This is a genomic window from Streptomyces sp. NPDC057616 (assembly GCF_042800575.1).
Classification (GTDB): Bacteria; Actinomycetota; Actinomycetes; order Streptomycetales; family Streptomycetaceae; genus Streptomyces.
Map to the genome: position 1 here is coordinate 28,527 of NZ_JBHVGU010000041.1, position 24,058 is coordinate 52,584.

Below are 24,058 nucleotides of genomic sequence, written 5' to 3' on the forward strand. Positions count from 1 at the left end.
TCTATTGCACGGGGCCGGAATTTCCGACGGCGGGCGGGAATCCATGGATATTTTTTGGACACCGGGGCCGGCGAAACCGAAAGGCCCCGGCTCGGAAGCCGGGGCCTGAGGGAGATCGCGCGCGGGTTCGTCAGACGTGGACGCCGTGCGAGCGCAGGTAGGCGACGGGGTCGATGTCCGAGCCGTACTCGGGCGTCGTACGGGCCTCGAAGTGCAGGTGCGGTCCGGTGGTGTTGCCGGTCGAGCCGGAGAGGCCTATCTGCTGCCCCGGGGTGACCGTCTGGCCCACCGAGACACCGATGGACGACAGGTGGCCGTACTGGGTGTACGTGCCGTCGTGCATCTTGATGACGATCTGGTTGCCGTAGGCGCCGCCCCAGCCGGTCTGGACGACGGTGCCCGCGCCGACGGCGTGCACGGACGTGCCGCTCGCGGCGTGGAAGTCGATGCCCGTGTGGCTGCCGGAGGACCACAGGGAGCCGCCGGTCTTGTAGCCCGTCGAGACGTACGAGTTCGCTATCGGGGCGACGAAGCTGTTCAGGCGCCTGCGCTCGGCCGCGCGGGCGGCGCGCTCCTTGGCCTCACGCTCGGCCTTGGCCTTCGCGGCGGCCTTCAGGCGCGCGGCCTGTTCGGCGGCCTTCTTGCGGGCGGCCTCCTCGGCGGCACTCTTCTGGGCCTCGGCCTGGGCGTCGATCTTGTCGGCGATCGTGTTGCCGATGGTGATGACGGGGTTGAGCCCGGTCTGCTCGACGGAGTTCTCGACCGAGTTCTCCGCGGCGAACGAGGGAGCGGCGAGACCGCCGACGATGCCGGTCGTGGCGAGGGCCGCGACGCCGGCGGCCTTGACGGTGCTCCGCTTGATCCTGCTGGGACGACGGTGCTTCCCGGTGGCGCAGTTGAACGCCATGAACTGGCTGGTCCTTTCCTTCCCTCTCGCCTACCGGGTTAGCTGACGGGTTCGGAGCAGGAAGGTCTCCTACGGACCCCCTCGCCGGAGCGCGGGCGTCCGATTCACCCCAGGGACTGCGATGGGTCCCCGGCTCCCCTGGCTCGCGCCGTACGGGGACTCGGCGATGGCTGTCCGGTGCCGCGGGCGCGGCGCACTGCCTGACGAACAGCCCGGACGACGCTAGGCAGAGCCGTCTTCAATTCCCAAACGGATCCGGTCTTTTGTAGCGCATCCCACAGGGCAGACAGGCAACTCTCCCCCAATTCGGACATACAAGGGCCCTGGTGACGCATCCGTCACCAGGGCCCTCACGCGCGCGTGCCTCTACTCGGCGGACACCACGGTGACTTCGCCGATGCCGAGGGCCTCGACGGGCTCCTTGATCTGGGCCGCGTCACCGACGAGGACCGTGACCAGGCGGTCCACCGGGAAGGCGTTCACGGCGGCCGCGGTGGCCTCCACGGTGCCGGTGGCGGCGAGCTGCTGATACAGCGTCGCCTGGTAGTCGTCGGGCAGGTGCTGCTCGACCTGGTCGGCCAGCGTGCTCGCGACGGCCGCCGCGGTCTCGTACTTCAGCGGCGCCACCCCGACGAGGTTCTGCACGGCGACGTCGCGCTCGGCGTCCGTCAGGCCGCCCTCGGCCAGCGTGCGCAGCACCGTCCACAGATCCTGCAGCGCCGGGCCGGTGTTGGGCGTGTCGACGGAGCCGCTGATGGCGAGCATCGCGGCACCGGTGCCGTCCGGGGCGGACCTGAGGACCTGGCCGAAGGCGCGCACGCCGTAGGTGTAGCCCTTCTCCTCGCGCAGGACGCGGTCCAGGCGCGAGGTGAGGGTGCCGCCCAGGCAGTACGTGCCGAGCACCTGCGCGGGCCAGACGCGGTCGTGCCGGTCGGCGCCGACGCGGCCGATGAGCAGCTGCGTCTGGACGGCTCCGGGGCGGTCCACGACGACCACGCGACCGGTGTCGTCGGCGGTCACCGGCGGCACCGGACGGGGCTCGGCCGAGGAACCCGTCCAGGCGCCCAGGGTGTCGCCGAGCAGCGCGTCCAGGTCGATGCCGGTGAGGTCGCCGACGACCACCACGGTGGCGGTGGCGGGCCGGACATGGCGGTCGTAGAAAGTGCGTACGGCCGCGGCGTCGATCTTCTCGACCGTCTCCTCGGTGCCCTGGCGCGGGCGCGACATGCGCGACGTCGCCGGGAACAGCTGCTTGGAGAGCTCCTTGGCGGCGCGGCGGGAGGGGTTGGCCAGCTCGTGCGGGATCTCGTCCAGGCGGTTGCGGACCAGCCGCTCCACCTCGCTGTCGGCGAACGCGGGCGCCCTGAGGGCGTCGGACATCAGGCCGAGCGCCTTGGCCAGGCGGGAGGCCGGGACCTCGAGGCTCAGGCGCACACCCGGGTGGTCGGCGTGCGCGTCGAGGGTGGCGCCGCAGCGCTCCAGCTCGGCGGCGAACTCCTCGGCGGAGTGCTTGTCGGTGCCCTCCGAGAAGGCCCGCGCCATGATCGTGGCGACGCCCTCGACGGCGGCCGGCTCGGCCTCCAGGGGCGCGTCCAGGGACACCTCCACGGCGACGACCTGCTGGCCGGGGCGGTGGCAGCGCAGCACGGTCATGCCGTTGCCGAGCGCGCCGCGCTCCGGGGCCGGGAACGCCCAGGGCCGGGCCTCGCCCGCCTGGGGCTGCGGGTGGAACTCCATCGTGGCGAGCTCGGTCACTTGGCCGCCTCCTCGTTGTCGTCGCCGGCTTCGACCGTGGCCTCGGCCTCGGGGTCTTCCGGGGGATTCGCGTCCTCGGCGGCCTCCGCCGAGACGGGCTCGTAGACGAGCACCGCGCGGTTGTCGGGGCGCAGGCGCGCCTTGGCGACCTCCTGGACCTCCTCGGCCGTCACCTCCAGGACGCGCTGCACGGCGGTGAGGGCGAGCTGCGGGTCGCCGAACAGGACCGCGAACCGGCACAGTTCGTCCGCGCGGCCCGCGACCGTGCCGAGCCGGTCGAGCCACTCGCGCTCCAACTGCGCCTGGGCGCGCTCCATCTCCTCGGCCGTCGGGCCCTCCTCGGCGAACCGGGCGAGCTCCTCGTCGATGGCGGCCTCGATGACCGGCACCTCGACGTCACCGGAGGTCTTCACGTCCAGCCAGCCCAGCGAGGGGGCTCCGGCGAGGCGCAGCAGTCCGAACCCGGCCGCGACGGCCGTACGGTCACGCCGTACGAGCCGGTTGTAGAGGCGGGAGGACTCGCCGCCGCCGAGGACGGTGAGCGCGAGGTCCGCCGCGTCGCACGCGCGCGTGCCGTCGTGCGGCAGCCGGTAGGCGGCCATCAGGGCGCGCGCCGGGACCTCTTCCTCGACGACCTCGCGCAGCTGCTCGCCGATCACGTCGGGCAGCGAGCCGTCCCGGGGCGCGGGCTTGGCGTCGTGCGCGGCGATGGAACCGAAGTACTTCTCGACCCAGGCGAGCGTCTGCTCGGGGTCGATGTCGCCGACGATCGACAGGACCGCGTTGCCCGGCGCGTAGTACGTGCGGAAGAACGCGCGCGCGTCCTCGAGCGTCGCCGCGTCCAGGTCGGCCATGGAGCCGATGGGGGTGTGGTGGTAGGGGTGACCCTCGGGGTAGGTGAGGGCGGTGAGCTTCTCGAAGGCCGTGCCGTAGGGCACGTTGTCGTAGCGTTGCCGGCGTTCGTTCTTGACGACGTCCCGCTGGTTCTCCATGGACTCCTCGTCCAGGGCGGCGAGCAGGGAGCCCATGCGGTCGGCCTCCAGCCAGAGGGCGAGCTCCAGCTGGTGGGTGGGCATGGTCTCGAAGTAGTTGGTGCGCTCGAAGCTGGTGGTGCCGTTGAGCGAACCGCCCGCACCCTGCACCAGCTCGAAGTGGCCGTTGCCCTTCACCTGTCCCGAGCCCTGGAACATCAGGTGCTCGAAAAGGTGAGCCAGGCCGGTACGCCCCTTGACTTCGTGCCGGGAACCCACGTCGTACCAGAGGCACACCGCCGCGACCGGGGTCAGATGGTCCTCGGAGAGCACCACGCGCAGGCCGTTGGCCAGGCGGTGCTCCGTCGCTGTCAGGCCCCCGGAGCCTGCCTGGTCTGTGGCCGTGTGACCCATGGTCATGTACGTCCCTTCGATCGCCGAGGCGGTGGTTCGAACCGCGGTTTTCCTGCCGTTCCTGCCACTGTATGCAAGCGTGCGGAGCGTGGGCGAAGTTCCCGGACGACGTACGCCCACAGCGGATCGCGTAACCTGCGGGCAGCCGCGGCGAGGGTGATCCCCGAGCGCCGGGCCGGGCCGCCCGCACCGGGTCCTGGCCCGCGTTGTCAGTGCCGCGGTCCACAATGGTCCGCGTCAGAACTCGTTTCACGCTTCAGGCAAGAGTGAGCCGAAGGGGCGCGACCCGTAGGCGAGCGACCAGAAAAGAGGAGCCGGCAGCGATGGCCCGCCGCAGCACGAAGACCCCGCCGCCCGACGACTCGTACGAGGAGAAGATCCTCGACATCGACGTCGTCGACGAAATGCAGGGCTCCTTCCTCGAGTACGCGTACTCGGTCATCTACTCGCGAGCCCTGCCCGACGCCCGCGACGGCCTCAAGCCGGTGCACCGCCGCATCGTCTACCAGATGAACGAGATGGGGCTGCGCCCCGACCGCGGCTATGTGAAGTGCGCCCGCGTCGTCGGCGAGGTCATGGGCAAGTTGCACCCGCACGGCGACGCGTCGATCTACGACGCCCTCGTGCGCATGGCCCAGCCCTTCTCCATGCGCGTGCCGCTCGTCGACGGCCACGGCAACTTCGGTTCGCTGGGCAACGACGACCCGCCGGCCGCCATGCGGTACACGGAGTGCCGCCAGGCCGCCGCGACGAGCCTGATGACCGAGTCGATCGACGAGGACACGGTCGACTTCGCGCCCAACTACGACGGCCAGGAGCAGGAGCCGGTCGCGCTGCCGGCGGCCTTCCCGAACCTGCTGGTCAACGGCGCCTCGGGCATCGCGGTCGGCATGGCCACGAACATGCCGCCGCACAACCTCTCCGAGGTCATCTCGGCCGCCCGCCACCTGATCCGCCACCCGAACGCGGACCTGGACACGCTGATGAAGCATGTCCCGGGCCCCGACCTGCCCACCGGCGGCCGCATCGTCGGCCTCGCCGGCATCCGGGACGCGTACGAGACCGGCCGCGGCACCTTCAAGATCCGCGCCACCGTCGAGATCGAGACCGTCACCGCCCGCCGCAAGGGCCTGGTCGTCACCGAACTGCCCTTCACGGTCGGCCCGGAGAAGGTGATCGCCAAGATCAAGGACCTGGTCGGCTCGAAGAAGATCCAGGGCATCGCCGACGTCAAGGACCTCACCGACCGCGAGCACGGCCTGCGCCTGGTCATCGAGATCAAGAACGGCTTCGTGCCGGAGGCCGTCCTGGAGCAGCTGTACAAGCTGACGCCGATGGAGGAGTCCTTCGGCATCAACAACGTCGCGCTGGTGGACGGCCAGCCGCTCACGCTGGGCCTCAAGGAGCTCCTGGAGGTCTACCTCGACCACCGCTTCGAGGTCGTGCGCCGCCGCAGCGAGTTCCGCCGCACCAAGCGCCGCGACCGCCTGCACCTGGTGGAGGGCCTGCTGACGGCGCTCGTCGACATCGACGAGGTCATCCGCCTGATCCGCTCCAGCGAGAACAGCGCGCAGGCCAAGGAGCGCCTGATGGAGCGCTTCTCCCTGTCGGACGTCCAGACCCAGTACATCCTCGACACGCCGCTGCGCCGCCTCACCAAGTACGACCGCATCGAGCTGGAGTCCGAGAAGGACCGGCTCAACGAGGAGATCGCGGAGCTGACCCGGATCCTCGACTCGGACGCGGAGCTGCGCAAGCTGGTCTCCGCCGAACTGGCCCAGGTGGCCAAGAAGTTCGGCACCGACCGGCGCACGATCCTGCTGGAGTCGTCCGGCGCCCCGGCGTCCGTGGTGCCGCTCCAGGTCGCGGACGACCCCTGCCGCGTCCTGCTCTCCTCCACCGGCCTGCTGGCCCGTACGGCGAACGGCGAGCCCTTCCCCGAGGACAAGGCCGCCAAGCGCGTCAAGCACGACGTGATCGTCTCGGCGGTCCCGGCGACGGCGCGCGGCGAGATCGGCGCCGTGACCTCGCTCGGCCGTCTGCTGCGCATCAACGTCGTCGACCTGCCGCAGCTCCCGGAGACGGCGTCGGCGCCGAACCTCTCGGGCGGAGCGCCGCTCACGGAGTTCGTCTCGCTGGACGGCCCCGAGACGGTGGTCTGCCTGATCACGCTCGACGAGTCCTCCCCCGGCCTCGCCCTCGGCACGGAACAGGGCGTGGTCAAGCGCGTGGTCCCCGACTACCCCACCAACAAGGAGGAGTTGGAGGTCATCACGCTCAAGGAGGGCGACCGGATCGTCGGCGCGGTCGAGCTGCGCACGGGCGAGGAGGACCTGGTCTTCATCACCGACGACGCCCAGCTGCTGCGCTACCAGGCCTCGCAGGTCCGTCCCCAGGGCCGTCCCGCGGGCGGCATGGCGGGCATCAAGCTGACGGACGGCGCCAAGGTCATCTCCTTCACGGCGGTGGACCCGGCGGCCGACGCGGTGGTCTTCACGGTCGCGGGCTCGCGCGGCACGCTCGACGACTCGGTCCAGACGACGGCCAAGCTGACCCCGTTCGACCAGTACCCGCGCAAGGGCCGCGCCACCGGCGGCGTCCGCTGCCAGCGCTTCCTCAAGGGCGAGGACTGCCTCTCCCTGGCCTGGGCGGGCGCCGTCCCGGCCAAGGCGGCCCAGAAGAACGGCACACCGGCCGACCTCCCGGACATCGACCCGCGGCGCGACGGCTCCGGGGTGTCGCTGGCGAGGACGGTGTCGGTGGTGGCGGGACCGGTCTAGCCCGGAGGCTCCATGGGAGCGGCCTCGTCCGGATCCTGTACGTCCTCGGGGTCCTGGACGTCCTCCGGATCCTGTACGTAGCGGAGAACGCCCCACATACCGGCCTCGTCGGCGGTGTGCGGGGCGTCGCTCCTGCACGCGTCGAGCCCCTTGCCGAGGGCGTGCGCGTCGATGCCGGAGCCGATGAGGACGAGCTGGGTGAGGCGTGCGCGGTCGGCGCCGCCGAAGCCGTTGGGGTTCCCGGGCCACGGCTCGGGATAGAACCGCAGGAAGGGTCCCACGGCGTGCACGGCGTAGCGGTTGCGGACGTCGTACGCCCCGAAGTCCACGTACCCCTTGATCCGGTACAGCCCCGCGGGCCTGCTGTCGAGGAACTCCATCAACCGGCGTGGGTCCATGGCCACTTCGGAGGTGAAGGAGAGGGTGTCGTAGGCGGCGTGCAGATGCTGCGCGTGCTCGTGGGATTCCTCGCCGTCCCGTACGTGCAGGTCGTCGAAGGACAGCTGCCCGACGCGCTCCTCGCCGGGCCGGCAGTCGAAGAGGAACTCGGGGTCGATACGGCCGTAGGAGGCCGGGACGACGGCAGCGCGGTCGACGAGGGACCGGACGAGCCCGAGGACGCGCTCGGCGTCCGGCGCGCGGTCGAGCTTGTTGACGACGACGAGATCGGCGAGGGCGAGATGCCGGTCCACCTCGGGATGCCTGGCGCGGGTGTCGTCGAACTCGGCGGCGTCGACGACCTCGACCAGCCCGCCGTAGACGATCCCCTGGAGCTCGCTGGCGAGCACCATGCGCACGAGTTCCTGCGGTTCGGCGAGTCCGCTGGCCTCGATGACGATGACGTCGATACCGGCGGAGGGGCGGACGAGCCGCTCGAGGTAGTCGTCGAGCTCACTGGCGTCGACGGCGCAGCACAGGCATCCGTTGCCGAGGGAGACGGTGGAGTCCCCGAGCGCGCCGGCGACGGCCATGGCGTCGATCTCGATGGCCCCGAAGTCGTTGACGACGGCGCCGATGCGGCTGCCACCGCTGCGGTGCAGGAGGTGGTTGAGGAGGGTGGTTTTGCCGGAACCCAGGAATCCGGCGAGTACGACGACCGGGATCTGCCGACTGCTGTGGCTCGGCTGACTCAACGTGCGACCTCTTCCACGCTTCCTTGTGCGCCGGATCGCGGCTGCGGCGCACGTGCGACTTGTGAATGCCGGACCAGGATACGAGCCGGAACAATCACTCCTGAGTGAACGATTGTTAGCAGCTCCTACGGGGCAGACGTTGGGCAAGGCGCCGGAGTGTGCGACCCTCGCTTCCCTCCGTGCGCCGCCTCTCCGCCTCCCTGCCGATCAGAGCCGCTCGGCATCCTGGGAGACGGCAAGCGCCGCCCACCGCTCGCCGGTCCCCCACAGTCGACCCGCACCCCGACGACCGGCGGACGGCCGCCTGATTCGGGGGTTGACATGGCCACACAGAACATGGGTTCGCGGGGACTGAAGTCTGCCGCCGCGGTCGGTATCGGTGTTGTGGCGGGAGTTCTCGCCACGCTGGTCCTGCAGCGCCAAGCACTCGAAGCGCTGCGCACCCGCTTGCAACACCTGGAGCGGCACACACACGCCGACCAGAACGCGGACGCCCGGCAAGCCGCCAACCTGGCCACTCAGCAACGCCAGCACTGGGAGCTCCTCAGCAAAGCGATCGACGATCCCGAACTCGCCGAGGTCCTGGACCTCTACGAACCGCCTGTCTCCCTCAAGCAGCGCCGCCAGTACCTCTTCGCAAACGCTCTCTACACCAACCTGCTTCTCTACTACCGCATCGGCAATCTGAGCAAGGACGAGTTCTTCAAGCACGTGCGCGGCATGTTCCAGAACCCGATCGTCAGGGAGTACTGGTACGCCACCCAGCAGCATCGGGCGAGTCTCGCGGACACCGATGAGGCAGAACTCGGACTGCTGGTGGACGACCTGCTGCGCCAACTCGAGGACGCGGACACCGAGGAGTGGTGGGTGGTGGGGGAGCCGCCGGGCGAGCCAAGCGGCGAATGACGCCTCGGACCGGCCCGGAGCGGAGGTGTGTCGCTCGGGCCGACCCTCTGCGAGATCGAGCTAGGCGTCCGGGATGTCCGTCTTGGCCTTTACCAGAGTTTCGCGAGTAATCACGACAATGCGCTCATAGTCAGCACGTGCCGCATCAGGCGGAAGCTGGGATTCCAGCGAATCGGTCATATCCGTGCCGATTACGGCGAAATTCCCATCCGCCAATTCGAAGATATCGGGGCAGGTGGCCCCGGTGGTGCTACCTCGATGGCGTGGAGCCACGCCAAGGCGGCGGACGATCTGACTCACTGTTGAAGTTCCCATCTCATACCAACAAGGCGACCAAGCACCTGCGCACGCAATGCCGTGCGCGGTGGCATCCTTGCAGGTCTGAGCGCAATCTCTGTCACACAGGCCGTTCACCCCACCGCATGGTGCGGGCAGAAACACTCGGGCAGAGCACCGATGGCGCCCATGCCCTCGTAGTGAACACTCCACCACCCCGGCAGGGTACGGCCATTTATTGGTTTGTTATCACCAAGGCGCGAGTTCCGCCTACAGGTCGAATGAACGACCCAAGAGTGACCGAAGTTGTCGAAGTCTCTCCATTTCGGCCTTGCAGGGAGACAAAACACCCGACACGAGTCGGCGAAGCACGTCAGAACAGCGGCACCGCCACCGGCGCCCCCGGCCCCACATACCGTGCCACCGGCCGGATGATCTTTCGGTCCTCCGCCTGTTCCAGGATGTTCGCGCTCCAGCCCACCACCCGCGCCGCGGCGAAGGTCGGGGTGAACATCTCGCGGGGCAGACCGCACAGCTCCATGACCACGCCCGCATAGAACTCGACGTTCGTGTGCAGCTCACGCCCAGGCTTCAACTCCGCCAGGATCGCCTCCACATGGCGTTCGACCTCCAGGGCGAAGTTCACCCGCGGACCCCCGAAGCGCTGCGCCACATCACGGAGCATGCGGGAGCGCGGGTCCTCGGTGCGGTAGACCGCGTGACCGAAGCCCATGATGCGGTCACCTGCGAGGACACGTTCACGGATCCACGCGTCGATGCGGTCCGGCGTACCGATCGCGTCCAGCGTGTCCAGCGCACGACTCGGCGCACCCCCGTGCAGCGGCCCGGACAACGCCCCCACGGCCCCCACCAGACACGCGGCCACATCCGCCCCCGTCGACGCGATCACTCGCGCAGTGAAGGTTGATGCATTGAAGCCGTGATCAATGGTTGAGATCAAGTACTGCTCGATCGCCCGCGCCCGCGCGGCGTCCGGCTCCGAACCGGTCAGCATGTAGAGGTAGTTGGCCGCGAAGGACAGATCCTCACGCGGCTCCACCGGATCGAGCCCGCGCCCCAGCCGGTACAGCGCCGTGAGCAGTGTCGGTACGGCCGCGGCGGCCACCAGCGTGTCCCCGCGCCGCGCGTCCGCGTCGATGTCGTACACCGGCCGGAACCCCTTCGCCGCGCCGAGCAGCGACAGCGCCGTCCGCATCCCGGCCAGCGGCCCGGACCCGGCGCTCGCCGCCGCGATCGCCGGCAGCGCCGCCCACACCTCCTCCGGCAGCCTCCGCAGAGCGGCCGTCTCGGCGACGAACCCCACGCGGCGCGCCGCGTCCGGCAGTTCGCCGTGGACCAGGAGGTACCAGACGTCCTCGAAGCCCCGGGTCTGCGCGAGCTCGACGGCCGAGTACTGCCGGTAGTGGTAGAAGCCCTCGAGCCCTCGGACGTCCCCGACCTCGGTGTCGGTGACGACGACGCCGGCGAGCCCGCGCGGCACATCGATGGTGGCGGCTGCTGACCTGTTGACGGACATGATTCCTCCCTGGACTTGATTCGACTGTCCATGCTTGACTATTTCTCTGTCAATATTGATTGAATCAATCTTAGTCAACGCAACCAATCCATGCATCGTCATGCCGATACGGTGACCCCCATGCGCGATCCAGAGCCCTCCCCCGGTCACGCCGAACGGCGGCTGACCACCAAGGAAGCCGCCGAACTGCTGGGCGTGAAGCCCGAGACCGTGTACGCGTACGTGAGCCGCGGCCAGCTCAGCAGCCGCCGTGTGCCCGGCGGCCGGGGCAGCACCTTCGACGCCCAGGAGGTGGAGACGCTCGCGAAGCGCAACCGGCGTGAGAGCAGCGGGAGTTCATCCTCGGGAGGCGAGCTGTCCGTCCGGACCCGGATCACCCTCATCGAGCCGAACGCGTACTACTTCCGGGGCGTCGACGCCACCGAGCTGGCCACGCACCACACCTACGAAGAGGTCGCCGAGTGGCTGTGGACCGGCCGCCTGCGCCCCGGCATGACGTTCACCGCGCCTGAGCCGTCCGTCGCCGCGGCCCGCCGTGCCGTCGACGCGCTGCCCGAACACACCGGCCCCACCGACCGGTTGCGGGTCGCGGCGATCGCCGCCGCGGTCGCGGACCCCCTGCGCTTCGACCTCTCCGAGGACGCCGTGCTCGGCACGGCGCGCACCCTCATCCCCACCCTGGTCGCCGCCCTGCCGCCGGCGTCCCGGCGCCGCCGCCTCGACGACGGCCCGCTGGCCCGCCGCCTGTGGACGTGCCTGAGCGGAAAGGAGGCCGACGAGGCCTCGCTGCGTGTGATCGACACCGCGCTCGCCCTCCTCGTCGACCACGACCTCGCCGCCTCGACCCTCGCGGTGCGCGTCGCCGCCTCGGCCCGGGCACACGCCTACGCCGCCGTCTCCGCCGGACTCGGCGTGCTCGAAGGGCCCCTCCACGGGGCGGCCAGCGGGCTCGCCCACCGCCTCCTGCTGGACGTGCTCGACGATGGCGACGCGGCCCCTGTGATCGCGGAGGAGCTGCGCGCGGGCCGCCGTATCCCCGGACTCGGCCACCGGCTCTACCCCGGCGAAGACCCACGCGCGCGTGTGCTGTTCGGTCTCCTGGAGGAGCTCCCCCACGCCGCCCCCGCCCTCGCCGCGGCCCGCGACATCGTGGCCACGACCGCCCGCCACACTCCGCTGCACGCCAACGTCGACCTGGCCCTCGCCGTGTTCACCGCGTCCAGCGGCATGCCGGCCACGGCGGGCGAGACGATCTTCGCCGTGGCGCGTACGGCGGGCTGGATCGCCCACGCCCTGGAGGAGTACGGCGAACGCCCCCTGCGCATGCGGCCCAGCGGGCACTACGTCGGCCCGAAGCCGCCCCAGGCGCTGCCCACGCCGGAGCCCGAGGAGGACTCGAAGGCCGCCGAGAAGTCGCGGAGCAGCCGGTCAGGTTAGGCTCACCTCTGTGAGTACGTGCTCAACCGTCTCCCGGGAGCTCGACGAGCCGATCGCGGGCACCGCGGCCACCGCGAGGACCTGGCTGCTGCTGGAGCAGCCGGGCCCCTGGGGCGCCAAGGCGCTCACGTCGAGCCATCTCGATCCGGCACTCGGCCGCGCGCTGGAGGCGGCCGCGGAGGGCACCGGCGTGCGGATCGCACTGATCCGGCGCCCGGGCCGTCACGCCGACTGCGGCACACCCGCCGCCCGGCAGGTCTACGCGGCCCACACCGCCCCCGGCGACGCGTGGCTGCACTCCGCCGTGGTCGACGATCCGCGCGCGCTGCTCGATCTCGACTTCGCCGCGCTCGGCCGGGGCGAGCACCGGACCTTCGACGCGGCGCTCGCGGCCCGGCCCCACACCGGTGGCCCGCTCGCTCTCGTCTGCACCAACGGCAAGCGCGACCGCTGCTGCGCCCTGCTCGGCCGCCCGCTCGCGGCCGAGCTCACCGCCTCCGGCGTGGAGGGAGTCTGGGAGGTCACTCATCTGGGTGGCCATCGCTTCTCGCCCACGCTGCTCGTGCTGCCCCACGGATACGCGTACGGCCGCGCACAGGCCCATGCCGTCAAGGAAGTCCTCAGCGGTGTCCAGGAGGGGCGGATCGTCGTGGAGGGGTGCCGCGGGAGCAGCGCCTGGGAGCGGCCCGGTCAGGCGGCCGAGCTCGCCGTGCGCGTAGCGGCGCACGAGTACGGGGCGGACGCCCTGCGGGTGGAGGCGACGAGCGTGGAGGCGACGAGCGGCGCCGCACCCCGCTGGCAGGTCACGGTCGCGCACGTGGACGGACGCCGGTGGTCCGTCGAGGTGGTCCAGGGCGCATCCCTGCCGCCCCGCCCGGAGAGCTGCGGGACGTCGGTCCTGGGCTCGCCCGCATGTATGGAGGTCGTGGCGATGCACCAGGTGAGGACCGCCGCACTCGCGAGGTGATGCGGTGGATCAACACCGTTCATCAATACCGCTCATCAATGCCGATCAATGCTTCCACCTGCGCCGTTCTGTATTGATCAAGAGATCCGTGCCACACCCCCTACGGCAGTTCCGGCCGGTCCACGTACCGTCGTGGTCATGAGCCCCACTCCCCCCGCCCGCCGTCTGCGCCTCGGTCTGCCCAAACGGGTGTTCTCCCAGGTACTGCTGATGCAGGTGGTGATCGCCGCGGGGGTCGCGGTGCTCGCGACGGGGCTCTTCCTCGCCCCTCTCAGCAAGCAGCTGGACCAGGAGGCGATGCGCCGCGCCCTGGCCATCGCGGAGACCACGGCCCAGGACCCGCAGGTCGCCGAGGGTCTGCTGACCACCTCGCCGACGCGGAACGGCCCGGTGCAGAAGGAGGCCGAACGGATCCGGCGGGCCACGCACGCCGAGTACATCGTGGTCCTGAACCGGCACTGGATCCGCTGGTCGCATCCCACCCCGAGCGAGATCGGCCGCCCCGTCTCCACCGACCCGAGCGACGCTCTGGGCGGCAAGGAGGTCATGGAGATCGACCGGGGCACCCTGGGCCGCTCGGCGCGCGGCAAGGTGCCCCTCAGGGACTCCGACGGCAAGATCATCGGGGCGGTCTCGGTCGGGATCAAGTACGACAGCGTGCGGGCCGAACTCATCGGCGCGATCCCGGAGCTGCTCGCCTACGCCGGCGGTGCCCTGGCCGTCGGCGCGCTGGCCGCCTGGCTGATCTCGCGGCGGGTCCAGCGCCAGACGCGCGACCTGGCCTTCTCGGACATCTCGGCGCTGCTCGCCGAGCGCGAGGCGATGCTGCACGGCATCCGTGAGGGCGTCGTCGCCCTGGACCGCTCCGGCCGCATCCGCCTCCTCAACGACGAGGCGCACCGCCTGCTGGGCATCGACGACGAGGCCGTCGGCCGGTCCCCCGAGGAGGCGCTCGGCGGCGGACGTACCGCCGACATCCTGGACGGGCGGGTGGAGGGCACCGACCTGCTCACCGTGCGCGGCCAGCGTGTCCTGGTCGCCAACCGCATGCCCACCGGCGACGGCGGCGCGGTGGCCACCCTGCGCGACCGCACCGAGCTGGAGCAGCTGGGCCGGGAACTCGACTCCACGCGCGGCCTGATCGACGCCCTGCGCGCCCAGGACCACGAGCACGCCAACCGCATGCACACGCTCCTCGGCCTGCTCGAACTGGAGATGTACGACGACGCCGTGGACTTCGTCGGCGAGGTCGTCGGCGACCACCGGGCCACCGCGGAGCAGGTCACGGAGAAGATCCACGACCCGCTGCTCGCCGCCCTGCTGGTGGGCAAGGCGACGGTCGCCGCCGAGCGCGGCGTCGCCCTGTGGGTCTCGGACCGGACCTGGCTGCCGAACCGGCTGATCGATCCGCGCGGGCTCGTCACGGTCGTCGGGAACCTGGTGGACAACGCGCTCGACGCCGTCGCGGGCACGCTCCACGCGCGCGTGGAGATCGAGTTGCGCGCCGAAGGGCGTACGGCCGTCCTCAGGGTGCGCGACACGGGGCCCGGCATCCCGGCGGAACAGCGCGAACTCGTCTTCACCGACGGATGGTCCACGAAGGAGCAGCCGGCCCATCGCCGGCGCGGTATAGGCCTCTCGCTGGTGCGCAGGCTCGCCGAGCGGCAGGGCGGCAGCGCCTCGGTCGGCGAGGCGGCCGGCGGCGGCGCGGAGTTCACGGTGGTCCTGCCGGAGGCGCTCACCGACCCGGCGCCCGAGCCGGCACCCGAGCAAGCACCCGAACCGGCGCTGACCGCGCCCCTGGAGGTTTCAGCCGAGGAGGAGTCGCGATGATCGAGGTCCTGGTCGTGGACGACGACACCCGGGTCGCGGCCGTCAACGCCGCCTACGTCGAGAAGGTGGCGGGATTCCACGTCGCCGGCGAGGCACACAACGCCGCCGAGGCGCTGCGTCAGGTGGAGGCGCTGCCCCGTCTCGACCTGGTCCTCATGGACCACTATCTGCCGGACGAGACGGGCCTGGCGGTGGTCCGGGAGATGCGCCGCCGCGGCCACCAGACCGATGTGATCATGGTGACGGCGGCCCGGGACGTGGCGACCGTGCAGGCCGCGATGCGGCACGGTGCGCTCCAGTACCTGGTCAAGCCGTTCGCCTTCGCGGGGCTGCGCACCAAGCTGGAGGCGTACGCGAAGCTGCGGCGCACGCTCGACGGCGGCGGCGAGGCCGAGCAGGCCGAGGTGGACCGCATCTTCGGCGCCCTGTCCGCCACTTCGGAACCGGGGCTGCCCAAGGGCCACTCCCCCACCACCGCGGAGCTGGTGCGCCAGTCCCTGATGAGCGCCGAAGGCCCGCTGTCGGCACAGGAGATCGCCGAGCGGACCGGGGTGAGCCGCCAGACCGCCCAGCGCTACCTGAAGCTCCTGGAGCGCACCGGACGGGCCAGGCTGACCCTCAAATACGGCGACGCGGGCCGCCCTGAACACCGTTACGTGTGGGCGACCCGCGCCTGAGGGCACGGCCTGTGGGGATGGGGGAAGGGGCCGTACCCCTTCGTTGATACGGATTCAGCCCTTGGCCTTCTCCACGAACTCGGTGGTGAACGTCTTGCCCAGATCCACCTTGGCGTTCTTGATGTTGGGGTTGAACGCCTTGAGCACCTTCTCGACCGTCTCGGGGCCGTCCTTGGGCATGACGCCGTCCTTGGTGAACATCGGCAGCGTGCTCTCGATGGCGGCGGCGTAGAGGAGCTTGTTGCCCTGGGAGTAGTCGGCGGGCATCTTGGCGGCGATCTGCGACGAGCTGTGGGTGGACATCCACTTGAGCGTCTTGACGAATGCATTGGCCAACTTCTGGACGGTGTCCTTGTGGCTGTTGACCCAGTCCGTCTGCATGTACAGGCTTGACGACGGGTAAGGGCCGCCGAGCGCCTCCTGCGACCCCTCGGGGGTCCGCATGTCGAGCAGGACCTTGCCGGCCTTCTTGTCCAGGATCGTGGCGACGGTCGGGTCGGTCGTCATGCCGCCGTCGATGGAGCCCTTCTGGAGCGCCGAGATGAAGGTCGGGCCCGCGCCGACGGCGACCGGCGTGAACTCGTTGACGTTCACTCCGTTCTTGACGGCGAGGTACTTGGTGAGGAAGTCGGTCGACGACCCGAGCCCGGTGATGCCGAGCTTCTTGCCCTTGAAGTCCTTGGGCGACTTGATGTCGCCCGCCGCCTTGTTGGAGACGATCTCCACCTCGCCGGGCGCCTGCGAGAGCTGCACGACGGACTCGACCGCCTTGCCCTTGGTCTGCAGATCGAGGGTGTGGTCGTAGAAGCCGACGGCTCCCTGGACCTGGCCGGAGACGAGCGCGGTCTCGGCCTGGACACCGGCCGGCTCGCTCAGCAGCTCCACGTCGAGGCCCTCGGCGTCGAAGTAGCCGAGCCGCTGGGTGAGCATCGCCGGCATGTAGATGACCTTGTCCAGGCCGCCGACCATGATCTTGACCTTCGTACCCTTGCCGTCCCCCTTGCTGCCGGAGCCGGTGGAGGCGGTGCTGGCCGCGTCGTTGGCACAGGCGGTGAGGGAGGAGACGGCGAGCAGACCGGCGGCGGCCAGGGTGGAGTATCTGACGGACTTGCGCATGGCGGTTCACGTCCTTGTGAGAGGGCGGTGCGGGAGAGAAGTGGGGGGTCGGGGAGCCGATTCGGGCTCCCCGGGGGCGGTTCAGCTGTCGGATCCCGCCGGCTTCCAGCGGAAGATGCGGCGCTCGGCGAAGGTCAGCAGCCCCTCGGCGGCGAGTGCCACGACGGCGAGGATGACCATCGCCGCGTACACACCGGCCGTGTTGAAGGTGCCCTGCGACTGCGCGATGAGCAGGCCGACACCCTTGGTCGCGCCGATGTACTCGCCGACGATGGCGCCGATCAGGGCGAAGCCGAAGCTGACGTGGAGGCTGGTGAAGATCCACGAGGTGGCGGAGGGGATGACCACCTGGAGCGTCACGCGCCGGTTGCTCGCGCCGAGGATCCGGGCGTTGGCGACGAGGTTGCGGTCGACCTCGCGGGCGCCCTGGAAGGCGTTGAAGAAGACCGGGAAGAAGACCAGGACGACGGCCGACGCGACCTTGGAGGCGGGGCCGAGCCCGAACCAGATCACGAAGATCGGGGCGAGGACGATCCTGGGGATCGAGTTGAGCACCTTGATGTATGGACCAAGGACATCGGCGAGGAAGGTGATCCGCCCGAGAACGATGCCGAACACGACACCGGCGATCACACCGAGCACCCAGCCGAGCAGCGCCTCGTAGAGCGTGTACCAGATCTGCTCGCCCAGGGAGCCGATGGCGGTCCCGTGCGTCATCCAGGTCCAGATCTGGTCCCAGATCTTCGACGGCATCGAGAAGTTGAACGGGTCGATGACCTTGGCCCGGGCGAGCGCCTCCCACAGCCCGAGGACGGCGATCAGGAGCACGACGCGGGCGGCCGTGACGACGATCTTGCGTCTACGGGCGGCACGAGCGCGCGTCTGCGTGCGGTCCGGCGCCTTGGCCGTGTCGACGACCGGCGTGCTGAGAACCTCAGGCGACATGCGCGGCACCCCTCTCACGGGTGATCCGGACCTCTTCGCCCAGGGACTCCCAGATCTCGCGGTAGATCTCGATGAAGCGCGGCTCGAGGCGCACGGACTCGACCTTGCGCGGCCGCGGCAGGTCGATGTCGAAGACCTGCTTGACGGTGGCGGGACCGGCGGTCATCACGACGACCTTGTCGGCCAGCGCGATCGACTCCTCCAGGTCGTGCGTGACGAAGACGACGGAGGCGCCCGTGCCCGACCACAGCTCCAGCAGCTCGTCCGACATCAGGGCCCGGGTCTGCACGTCGAGCGCCGAGAACGGCTCGTCCATGAGCAGGATCTCGGGGTCGTTGACGAAGGTCGCGGCGAGCGCCACACGCTTGCGCTGGCCGCCGGAGAGCTGGTGCGGGTAGCGGTCCTCGAAGGCCGCGAGCCCGACCCGGGCCAGCCATTCGCGCGCCTTCTGCTTCGCCTCCGCCTTGGGCACACCGCGAAAACGCGGGCCCGCCATGACGTTGGACAGGACCGTGCGCCACGGGAAGGTGGCGTCCTGCTGGAAGACGAAACCGACCTTGTCGCCCACGCCGTTGACCGGTTGGCCGGCGACCAGCACGTCGCCCTCGGTGGGCTCTTCCAACCCGCTGACGAGGGTCAGCGTGGTCGACTTGCCGCATCCCGTGGGGCCGACGACCGCCACGAACTCGCCGCGCCCGACCGTGAGGTCCAGCTCCCTGACGGCCGTGTGCAGACCCCCCGACGGGGTCTTGAAGATCTTGCTCGCGCCCCGTAGCTGGATGGCGGGGCTGGTGTCTGCGCTCATGGCCGTGGACGGTAGATGTGGCCCGCACCACAGCAGCAGCCTTGTGGGCGCATGCCGTTCTTTTGCTTGCAACAGCCTGTTGTGCTCATTTTGCTCGCGCTAGAACTGCGGAGCCGAAACACGGGCGAAACGTTCGCCAGGCCTTGACAGAAAGAGGCCCGATGATTGACGTCCTGGTCGTGGACGACGACTTCCGCGTCGCTGAGATCAACGCCAAGTACGTGGGAAAGGTTCCCGGCTTCCGGGTGGCCGACCGCGCGCACAACGCTGCTCAGGCGCTTGCCAGCGTGCAGCGCGGAGGCATCGACCTGGTGCTGCTCGACCACTACCTGCCCGACCGGACGGGGCTCGAACTCGTCCACCGCATGCGGGAACAGGGCCACGGCACGGACGTCATCATGATCACGGCGGCCAGCGACGTGGGCACCGTGCAGGCCGCTATGCGCCTGGGCGCACTGCACTATCTGGTCAAGCCGTTCACCTTCGCCGCCCTGCGCACCCGCCTCGACTCCTACGCCGCCCTGCGCCGCACCGTCGACCGGGTCGGCGGCCGCGGCATCGCCGGCCAGGACCAGGTGGACCGGATCTTCGGCGCGCTGCGCACGACGCCTGCCGCCTCCTCACCGAGCTTGCCCAGCGGCCACACGGAGCCCACGAGCGACCTGATCTGCGACGTGCTGCACCACGCCGACCACCCGCTCTCGGCCCACGAGGTGGCCGCGGAGACGGGCCTGAGCCGCTCCACGGCCCAGCGCTACCTCCGCCACCTCGAACAGGCCGGCCGCCTCCGCCTCTCCCTCAAGTACGGCGACACGGGACGACCGGAACACCTCTACGCATGGGTGGCGCCGTAGCCGGCATCCGCAGCCGGCACACCCCACCGGACGCCGTACGACGACGCCTACGACGGCACGCTGTGCCCTACGACGGCGCCGCGCAGCCGTTCCTACGCGGCCCCCGCACCCGTCAGCGACCGCACCTCGGTCTCCGCGTGCTTGGCCTCGTCCGGGGTCTCGGAGGAGGTGACCGTGCCGAGCCAGCCCGCGAGGAAGCCCGCCGGGATCGACACGAGGCCGGGGTTCTGGAGCGGGAAGTACTGGAAGTCGACGCCGGGGAAGAGCGATTCGGGGCTGCCGGAGACCACCGGCGACAGCACGACGAGGACGAGTGCGGGAACCAGCCCGCCGTAGACGGCCCACACCGCGCCGCGGGTGGTGAAGCCGCGCCAGAACAGCGAGTAGAGCAGCGCGGGGAGGTTCGCCGACGCGGCGACCGCGAAGGCGAGGCCGACCAGGAAGGCGACGTTGAGGTCGCGGGCCAGCAGGCCGAGGGCGATGGCGACCACGCCGATGCCCACCGAGGCGACGCGGGCGACGGCCACCTCGCTGCGCTGCTTCGCACGGCGGCGCCGCAGGGACGCGTACAGGTCGTGGGCCACGGACGCCGAGGAGGCGAGCGTGATGCCGGCGACCACCGCGAGGATCGTGGCGAAGGCGACGGCGGCGACGACCGCGAACAGAACCGTTCCACCGGTGGAGTCGGGGCCGCCGCCCAAATCGAGTGCGAGGAGCGGGATCGCGGTGTTGCCCGCCGCGTTCGCCCCGCGGATCGCCTCGGGGCCGACGATCGCCGCCGCGCCGAAGCCGAGGACGAACGTCATCAGGTAGAAGCCCCCGATGAGCCCGATCGACCAGAGCACCGAGCGCCGTGCCGCCCGGGCGGTGGGCACGGTGTAGAAGCGGGACAGGATGTGCGGCAGCCCGGCCGTGCCCAGCACCAGGGCGAGGCCGAGGCTGATGAAGTCGAACCGGGCGGTCCAGTCGCCGCCGTACTTCAGTCCCGGTGCGAGGAACGCGTCGCCGTGGCCGCTGCGTTCGGCGGCCGTCAGCAGCAGCCGGTCGAGGTCGCCGTGGAACCGCAGCAGGACGAGCACGGTCAGGGCGACCGTACCGGCCAGCAGTAGAACCGCCTTGACGATCTGGATCCAGGTGGTGGCCCGCATCCCGCCCAGCGACACATAGATGACCATGAGCGCGCCGACGCCGATCACGGTCCAGGCCCGCGCCGCCGGGCTCGTCCCTCCGAGCAGCAGCGCGACCAGGCTTCCCGCCCCGACCATCTGCGCCACCAGATAGAGAACGGAGACGGTGACCGAGGAGGTTCCCGTCGCGATCCGGACGGGCCGCTCGCTCATCCGGGCCGCGACCACGTCGGCCAGGGTGAACCGCCCGCAGTTGCGCACCAGTTCGGCGACGAGGAAGAGCACGACCAGCCAGGCGACCTGGAATCCGACCGCGTACAGCAGCCCGTCGTACCCGAACAGGGCGATGAGTCCCGTCAGCCCCAGGAAGGATGCCGCGGACATGTAGTCACCGGCGATGGCAAAACCATTCTCCATGGGCGAGAAGAGACGCCCGCCCGCGTAGAACTCCTCCGCGGAACCCTGCCGGTTGCGGCCGACCCAGGTGGTGATCGCCAGTGTGACGACGATGAAGGCGCTGAACAGGCCGAGCGCCAGCGCCTGATGATGGCCCGTCACGACACCCCGCCCTGGCGCGTCAGCTCCTGTGTGTCCCACCGCAGTTCGAGGGCGGCCCGGTCCCTGCGCAGCCGCGCATGCCGGGCGTAGGCCCAGGCGAACAGGAACGTCGTGAGGAACTGCCCGAGCCCCGCGAGCATCGCCACGTTCACGGAACCGGCCACGGGATGGGCCATCAACCCGGGTGCGCTCGTGGCTGTCACGACGTACCCCACGTACCAGACGAAGAACACGGCGACGCCCGGCACCACGAACCTGCGATACGCGCTGCGCACCTCCTGGAACGCCGCGCTGCGCTGCACCTCGAGATAGATGCCGGCTGCACTCTCGTCCTCGCCGGCGCGGCGCGCGGGAACGTCCGTCGGCACAGGGACCCGTCCGCCCGAGCTGTCCGACTCGCCCCATCCGGAGGCGAGTGCGTCGTACCAGGGGTCGTCGTACCTCACGTCTCCGGACGCCTCGGCGGGCGAAGGGCCGGACCCCTCGCGATACTCGGCCGCACCATCGGTGCCACCCCTGCCTGCGCGGGGACGGCTGTTGCTTGACTGCATGCCCAAGGATGGACAGAACGGGAAGATCCCCGACTCTTCTCCCCGCGCTCTTCACCCCATCAGGTGACTCACCCCGTCGGCGGTCTCGCCAGCCCTTTCGCATACGCGTAACGCACCGCCTGCGCCCGGTCCTTGAGACCCGTCTTCGCGAAGAGGTTGTTGATGTGGGTCTTGATCGTCGCGGTCGAGACGTGCAGCCTGCGGGCGATCTCCTGATTGCTGAGGCCCTCGGCGATCAGCAGCAGCACCTCGGTCTCGCGCGCGGTGAGCCCGTCCGGCGGCTCGGTCACGGACACGGGCTGGAGCTCCGGTTCCGGGGCTGACAACCGCTCCAGCAGACGCCGTTGGATGCTCGGCGACAGTCCCGCGTCCCCGGACAGCACGCTCTGCACGGCCCGTACGATCTCGTCCCCGCCCGCGTCCTTGGTGAGATAACCCCGGGCGCCCGCCCGCAGGGCCGGGAACAGGGAGTCGTCGTCCGCGTACGTCGTCAGCACCACGACCTGCGTGCCGGGGTGATCGGCGCGGATGCGCCGGGTCGCCTCCACGCCGTCGCAGCGGGGCATCCGCAGGTCCATCAGCACGACGTCCGGGGCGAGTTCGGCGACGAGCTGCACCGCCTCGTCCCCGTCCCCCGCCGCGCCGACCACCTCGATCCCGGGCAGCAGGCCCAGCAGCATCACGATCCCCTCACGCACGACCGTCTGGTCGTCCGCGACCACCACCCGCGCAGGCCGCTGCTCGGCCGCTTCCGTCATGCGGGCACCTTCAACGTCACCACGAACCCCTCCTCGTCCGGCCCGGCCTCCAGCGAGCCGCCCAGCAGCTCGGCGCGCTCCCGCATGCCGAGCAGACCGTACCCGGCGCCCGCACCGGCGAGCTCGCCCGGCGAACCGCCGGAGTCCCGTACGTCCAGCGTGACCTGCTGATCGCTGTAGTCCAGCCGCACCTGCACCTTGGCCCCGGGCGCGTGCTTGCGGACGTTCGTCAGGGCTTCCTGCGCGACCCTGCGCACGGCCTGCGAGGCCTCGGCGGGCAGCTGCCTGCGCTCACCCGTAATGGTGACCTCGGCGCCCGCCGTCGCACCGGCGAGCTGTGAGAGGAACTCCTCCAGCGGGGTCATCTCGCCGCGCAGCGCGGACAGCGCCTGCCGTGTCTCGTCGAGTCCGTCGCGTGCCATGCCCCGCGCCGCCACCACCCGGTCGAGGATCTGCTCGCGATCCGCGCCCCGCTCGATCAGCAGGCGGGCCGCCTCCAGGTGCACGAGCTGGGCGGAGAGGCTGTGCGCCAGCACGTCGTGGATCTCCCGGGCGATCCGGGCCCGCTCCGCGAGCGCCGCCGACTCCGCCTCCGCGGCCCGGGCGGCGCGCTCCTGGGCGAGCAGCCTCTGGGCGTTGCCGCGTGCCTCGGCGTCGAGCCGCAGCACGTACCCGGCGAGGGCGAGGCCTCCTGTGGTGGCCGCCGTGGTCAGCCACACGTCGTTGTTCACCGCGGCGTACGAGGACAGGGCGACGGAGGCCATCGGCAGGGCGACCGCCAGCGGAAGCCGCTCGAGAGCGGTGACGGCACAGCCGCACCACAGCACGAGCGCGGGTCCCTGGAATCCTCCGGCCTGGGCCGCGACGGCCAGCCCCAGCAGCAGGAGCATGCAGACCAGGGACGGCCACAACTTGTGCTGCAGGGTGGTGCGGTAGAAGGCCCAGGCGAGGAACGCGGCGACGACCACGCCCACCCCGCCGGCGACCAGCACCCAGCCGTGGACCCTGCTGCTGTGGAACGCGGCCCACAGCAGGAAGCCGAGGGCGGCCAGCCGCACGACCCAGGCGATCATGCGCCGGGGCTGTGAGGTGCCTGCTCGCCCCAGAGCCTCCCGTGAGGGCCAGCGTGTCCAGGCGTTCTCCGTCACACACGCTCCTTCCGCGCGGGGCGGACCATGGGGTCACCGTACGCCGCGGTGGTTCCGGCGGCCGGGGCGACGGCCTGGGCCCGCCATACGAGGATTCCCGAGCGGACCAGGAGGGTGGCCGCGAGGGCGGCGAGCAGGGCGGAGCTGTCCTGGTGCACGCCCACGGCGGAACCGAGTGCGTAGAGACCGACGCGCAGGGCGATGCCGACGATCCAGACGGTCACGCTCGCCTTGGTGCTCTTGCTCCACACCGAGCCGTCGGGCTGCGCCCATATCCGGGTGGTCCAGGCCCAGCCGGCTCCGGTGGCGAGGCCGATGAGCAGCTCGGCGCCGAGCAGGACGGCCGAGGCGGTGCGGTGATGGGCGTCCAGGATGCCGGGCTCGCGCAGTGCGACGACGGCGAGGATCAGGGGCACGAGCCACCAGCGCCGCCCGGCGCCTATCTGCTGGGCGCGGAACTGCCGGACGATCACCAGGACGACCACGGCCGCGATCACCAGCGCGTTGACGAGCCCGGACATCAGTGCCTCCGTGAGCGAAGAGGGATGTGCGGCAGCGAGTGCTGCCGACGCCTTCGACGCTACGGAAGTTCGCAGGTCAGCA

Annotated in this window: 21 protein-coding genes and 1 riboswitch; of the genes, 7 read left to right on the forward strand and 14 right to left on the reverse strand. The window is 70.6% G+C overall.

Going from position 1 to position 24,058, the window contains the following annotated elements; all coding sequences use genetic code 11:
- Nucleotides 1-130: 130 nt before the first annotated feature.
- From ACFU97_RS37515 to ACFU97_RS37525, 3 genes are all read right to left on the reverse strand, one after another.
- Nucleotides 131-907 carry a M23 family metallopeptidase gene (locus ACFU97_RS37515; protein WP_384265419.1) on the reverse strand — a complete coding sequence of 259 codons (777 nt, stop codon included), beginning with the start codon at nucleotides 905-907 and terminating at the stop codon, nucleotides 131-133.
- 12 nt (nucleotides 908-919) lie between these two features.
- Nucleotides 920-1,083: riboswitch (cyclic di-AMP (ydaO/yuaA leader) on the reverse strand.
- Between the two features lie 190 nt (nucleotides 1,084-1,273).
- On the reverse strand, nucleotides 1,274-2,662 hold the full coding sequence (locus ACFU97_RS37520) for a M16 family metallopeptidase (protein WP_384265421.1): 1,389 nt from the start codon (nucleotides 2,660-2,662) through the stop codon (nucleotides 1,274-1,276).
- Nucleotides 2,659-4,053 (reverse strand): M16 family metallopeptidase, encoded by a 1,395-nt coding sequence (locus ACFU97_RS37525; protein WP_384265424.1) that lies wholly within the window; start codon nucleotides 4,051-4,053, stop codon nucleotides 2,659-2,661. The genes ACFU97_RS37520 and ACFU97_RS37525 overlap by 4 nt, the downstream gene beginning before the upstream one ends.
- Before the next feature lie 317 nt (nucleotides 4,054-4,370).
- On the opposite strand from ACFU97_RS37525, the gene ACFU97_RS37530 reads away from it, so the two are divergent.
- Nucleotides 4,371-6,827 carry a DNA topoisomerase (ATP-hydrolyzing) subunit A gene (locus ACFU97_RS37530; protein ID WP_384265427.1) on the forward strand — a complete coding sequence of 819 codons (2,457 nt, stop codon included), beginning with the start codon at nucleotides 4,371-4,373 and terminating at the stop codon, nucleotides 6,825-6,827.
- Here ACFU97_RS37530 and ACFU97_RS37535 read toward each other — a convergent pair.
- Complete coding sequence (locus ACFU97_RS37535; protein ID WP_384265430.1) at nucleotides 6,824-7,960, reverse strand: CobW family GTP-binding protein; 1,137 nt, start codon at nucleotides 7,958-7,960, stop codon at nucleotides 6,824-6,826. The genes ACFU97_RS37530 and ACFU97_RS37535 overlap by 4 nt on opposite strands.
- Before the next feature lie 321 nt (nucleotides 7,961-8,281).
- Here ACFU97_RS37535 and ACFU97_RS37540 point away from each other — a divergent pair, with 321 nt between their 5' ends.
- Nucleotides 8,282-8,866, forward strand: a complete 585-nt coding sequence (locus ACFU97_RS37540; RefSeq protein ID WP_384265432.1) for a DUF6082 family protein — start codon at nucleotides 8,282-8,284, stop codon at nucleotides 8,864-8,866.
- 60 nt (nucleotides 8,867-8,926) lie between these two features.
- Here the strand turns inward: ACFU97_RS37540 and ACFU97_RS37545 are convergent, their stop codons facing one another.
- Both ACFU97_RS37545 and ACFU97_RS37550 read right to left on the reverse strand, forming a co-directional pair.
- Nucleotides 8,927-9,166: a hypothetical protein gene (locus ACFU97_RS37545; RefSeq protein ID WP_363182375.1), complete on the reverse strand. Its 240-nt coding sequence runs from the start codon at nucleotides 9,164-9,166 to the stop codon at nucleotides 8,927-8,929.
- A 349-nt stretch (nucleotides 9,167-9,515) separates the two neighbouring features.
- Nucleotides 9,516-10,679: a citrate synthase/methylcitrate synthase gene (locus ACFU97_RS37550; RefSeq protein WP_384265520.1), complete on the reverse strand. Its 1,164-nt coding sequence runs from the start codon at nucleotides 10,677-10,679 to the stop codon at nucleotides 9,516-9,518.
- A 120-nt stretch (nucleotides 10,680-10,799) separates the two neighbouring features.
- On the opposite strand from ACFU97_RS37550, the gene ACFU97_RS37555 reads away from it, so the two are divergent.
- The 4 genes from ACFU97_RS37555 (at nucleotide 10,800) to ACFU97_RS37570 (ending at nucleotide 15,593) form a co-directional block, all read left to right on the forward strand.
- The gene (locus ACFU97_RS37555) at nucleotides 10,800-12,116 is read left to right on the forward strand and encodes a citrate synthase (protein ID WP_384265435.1); all 1,317 of its coding nucleotides are present in this window, start codon (nucleotides 10,800-10,802) and stop codon (nucleotides 12,114-12,116) included.
- A 10-nt stretch (nucleotides 12,117-12,126) separates the two neighbouring features.
- Nucleotides 12,127-13,083, forward strand: a complete 957-nt coding sequence (locus ACFU97_RS37560; protein WP_384265438.1) for a sucrase ferredoxin — start codon at nucleotides 12,127-12,129, stop codon at nucleotides 13,081-13,083.
- Nucleotides 13,084-13,221: 138 nt separating this feature from the next.
- Entirely contained in the window at nucleotides 13,222-14,916 is a 1,695-nt protein-coding gene (locus tag ACFU97_RS37565) for an ATP-binding protein (RefSeq protein ID WP_384265441.1), read from the forward strand.
- Complete coding sequence (locus ACFU97_RS37570; RefSeq protein ID WP_384265444.1) at nucleotides 14,913-15,593, forward strand: response regulator; 681 nt, start codon at nucleotides 14,913-14,915, stop codon at nucleotides 15,591-15,593. The genes ACFU97_RS37565 and ACFU97_RS37570 overlap by 4 nt, the downstream gene beginning before the upstream one ends.
- Nucleotides 15,594-15,647: 54 nt before the next feature.
- Here the strand turns inward: ACFU97_RS37570 and ACFU97_RS37575 are convergent, their stop codons facing one another.
- The 3 genes from ACFU97_RS37575 to ACFU97_RS37585 form a co-directional block, all read right to left on the reverse strand.
- Nucleotides 15,648-16,709 carry an ABC transporter substrate-binding protein gene (locus ACFU97_RS37575; protein ID WP_384265447.1) on the reverse strand — a complete coding sequence of 354 codons (1,062 nt, stop codon included), beginning with the start codon at nucleotides 16,707-16,709 and terminating at the stop codon, nucleotides 15,648-15,650.
- 81 nt (nucleotides 16,710-16,790) lie between these two features.
- Nucleotides 16,791-17,654 (reverse strand): ABC transporter permease, encoded by an 864-nt coding sequence (locus ACFU97_RS37580; protein ID WP_384265450.1) that lies wholly within the window; start codon nucleotides 17,652-17,654, stop codon nucleotides 16,791-16,793.
- Nucleotides 17,644-18,459: an ABC transporter ATP-binding protein gene (locus ACFU97_RS37585; protein WP_384265453.1), complete on the reverse strand. Its 816-nt coding sequence runs from the start codon at nucleotides 18,457-18,459 to the stop codon at nucleotides 17,644-17,646. Before ACFU97_RS37585 ends, ACFU97_RS37580 begins: the two co-directional genes overlap by 11 nt.
- Before the next feature lie 161 nt (nucleotides 18,460-18,620).
- Between ACFU97_RS37585 and ACFU97_RS37590 the strand changes: the two genes are divergently transcribed.
- Nucleotides 18,621-19,313 (forward strand): response regulator, encoded by a 693-nt coding sequence (locus tag ACFU97_RS37590; RefSeq protein WP_384265455.1) that lies wholly within the window; start codon nucleotides 18,621-18,623, stop codon nucleotides 19,311-19,313.
- A gap of 92 nt (nucleotides 19,314-19,405) precedes the next feature.
- On the opposite strand, the gene ACFU97_RS37595 is transcribed toward ACFU97_RS37590, so the two are convergent.
- The 5 genes from ACFU97_RS37595 to ACFU97_RS37615 form a co-directional block, all read right to left on the reverse strand.
- Nucleotides 19,406-20,998, reverse strand: coding sequence for a cation acetate symporter (locus ACFU97_RS37595; RefSeq protein ID WP_384265458.1), 1,593 nt, complete (start codon nucleotides 20,996-20,998; stop codon nucleotides 19,406-19,408).
- Nucleotides 20,995-21,549, reverse strand: a complete 555-nt coding sequence (locus tag ACFU97_RS37600) for a DUF485 domain-containing protein (protein WP_384265461.1) — start codon at nucleotides 21,547-21,549, stop codon at nucleotides 20,995-20,997. Before ACFU97_RS37600 ends, ACFU97_RS37595 begins: the two co-directional genes overlap by 4 nt.
- 68 nt (nucleotides 21,550-21,617) lie before the next feature.
- Entirely contained in the window at nucleotides 21,618-22,307 is a 690-nt protein-coding gene (locus tag ACFU97_RS37605; RefSeq protein WP_384265464.1) for a response regulator, read from the reverse strand.
- Complete coding sequence (locus ACFU97_RS37610) at nucleotides 22,304-23,455, reverse strand: sensor histidine kinase (RefSeq protein WP_384265467.1); 1,152 nt, start codon at nucleotides 23,453-23,455, stop codon at nucleotides 22,304-22,306. Before ACFU97_RS37610 ends, ACFU97_RS37605 begins: the two co-directional genes overlap by 4 nt.
- A complete protein-coding gene (locus ACFU97_RS37615; protein WP_384265471.1) occupies nucleotides 23,452-23,976 on the reverse strand; it encodes a DUF1453 domain-containing protein in 525 nt (174 codons plus the stop codon). The genes ACFU97_RS37610 and ACFU97_RS37615 overlap by 4 nt, the downstream gene beginning before the upstream one ends.
- Between the last annotated feature and the right edge of the window lie 82 nt (nucleotides 23,977-24,058).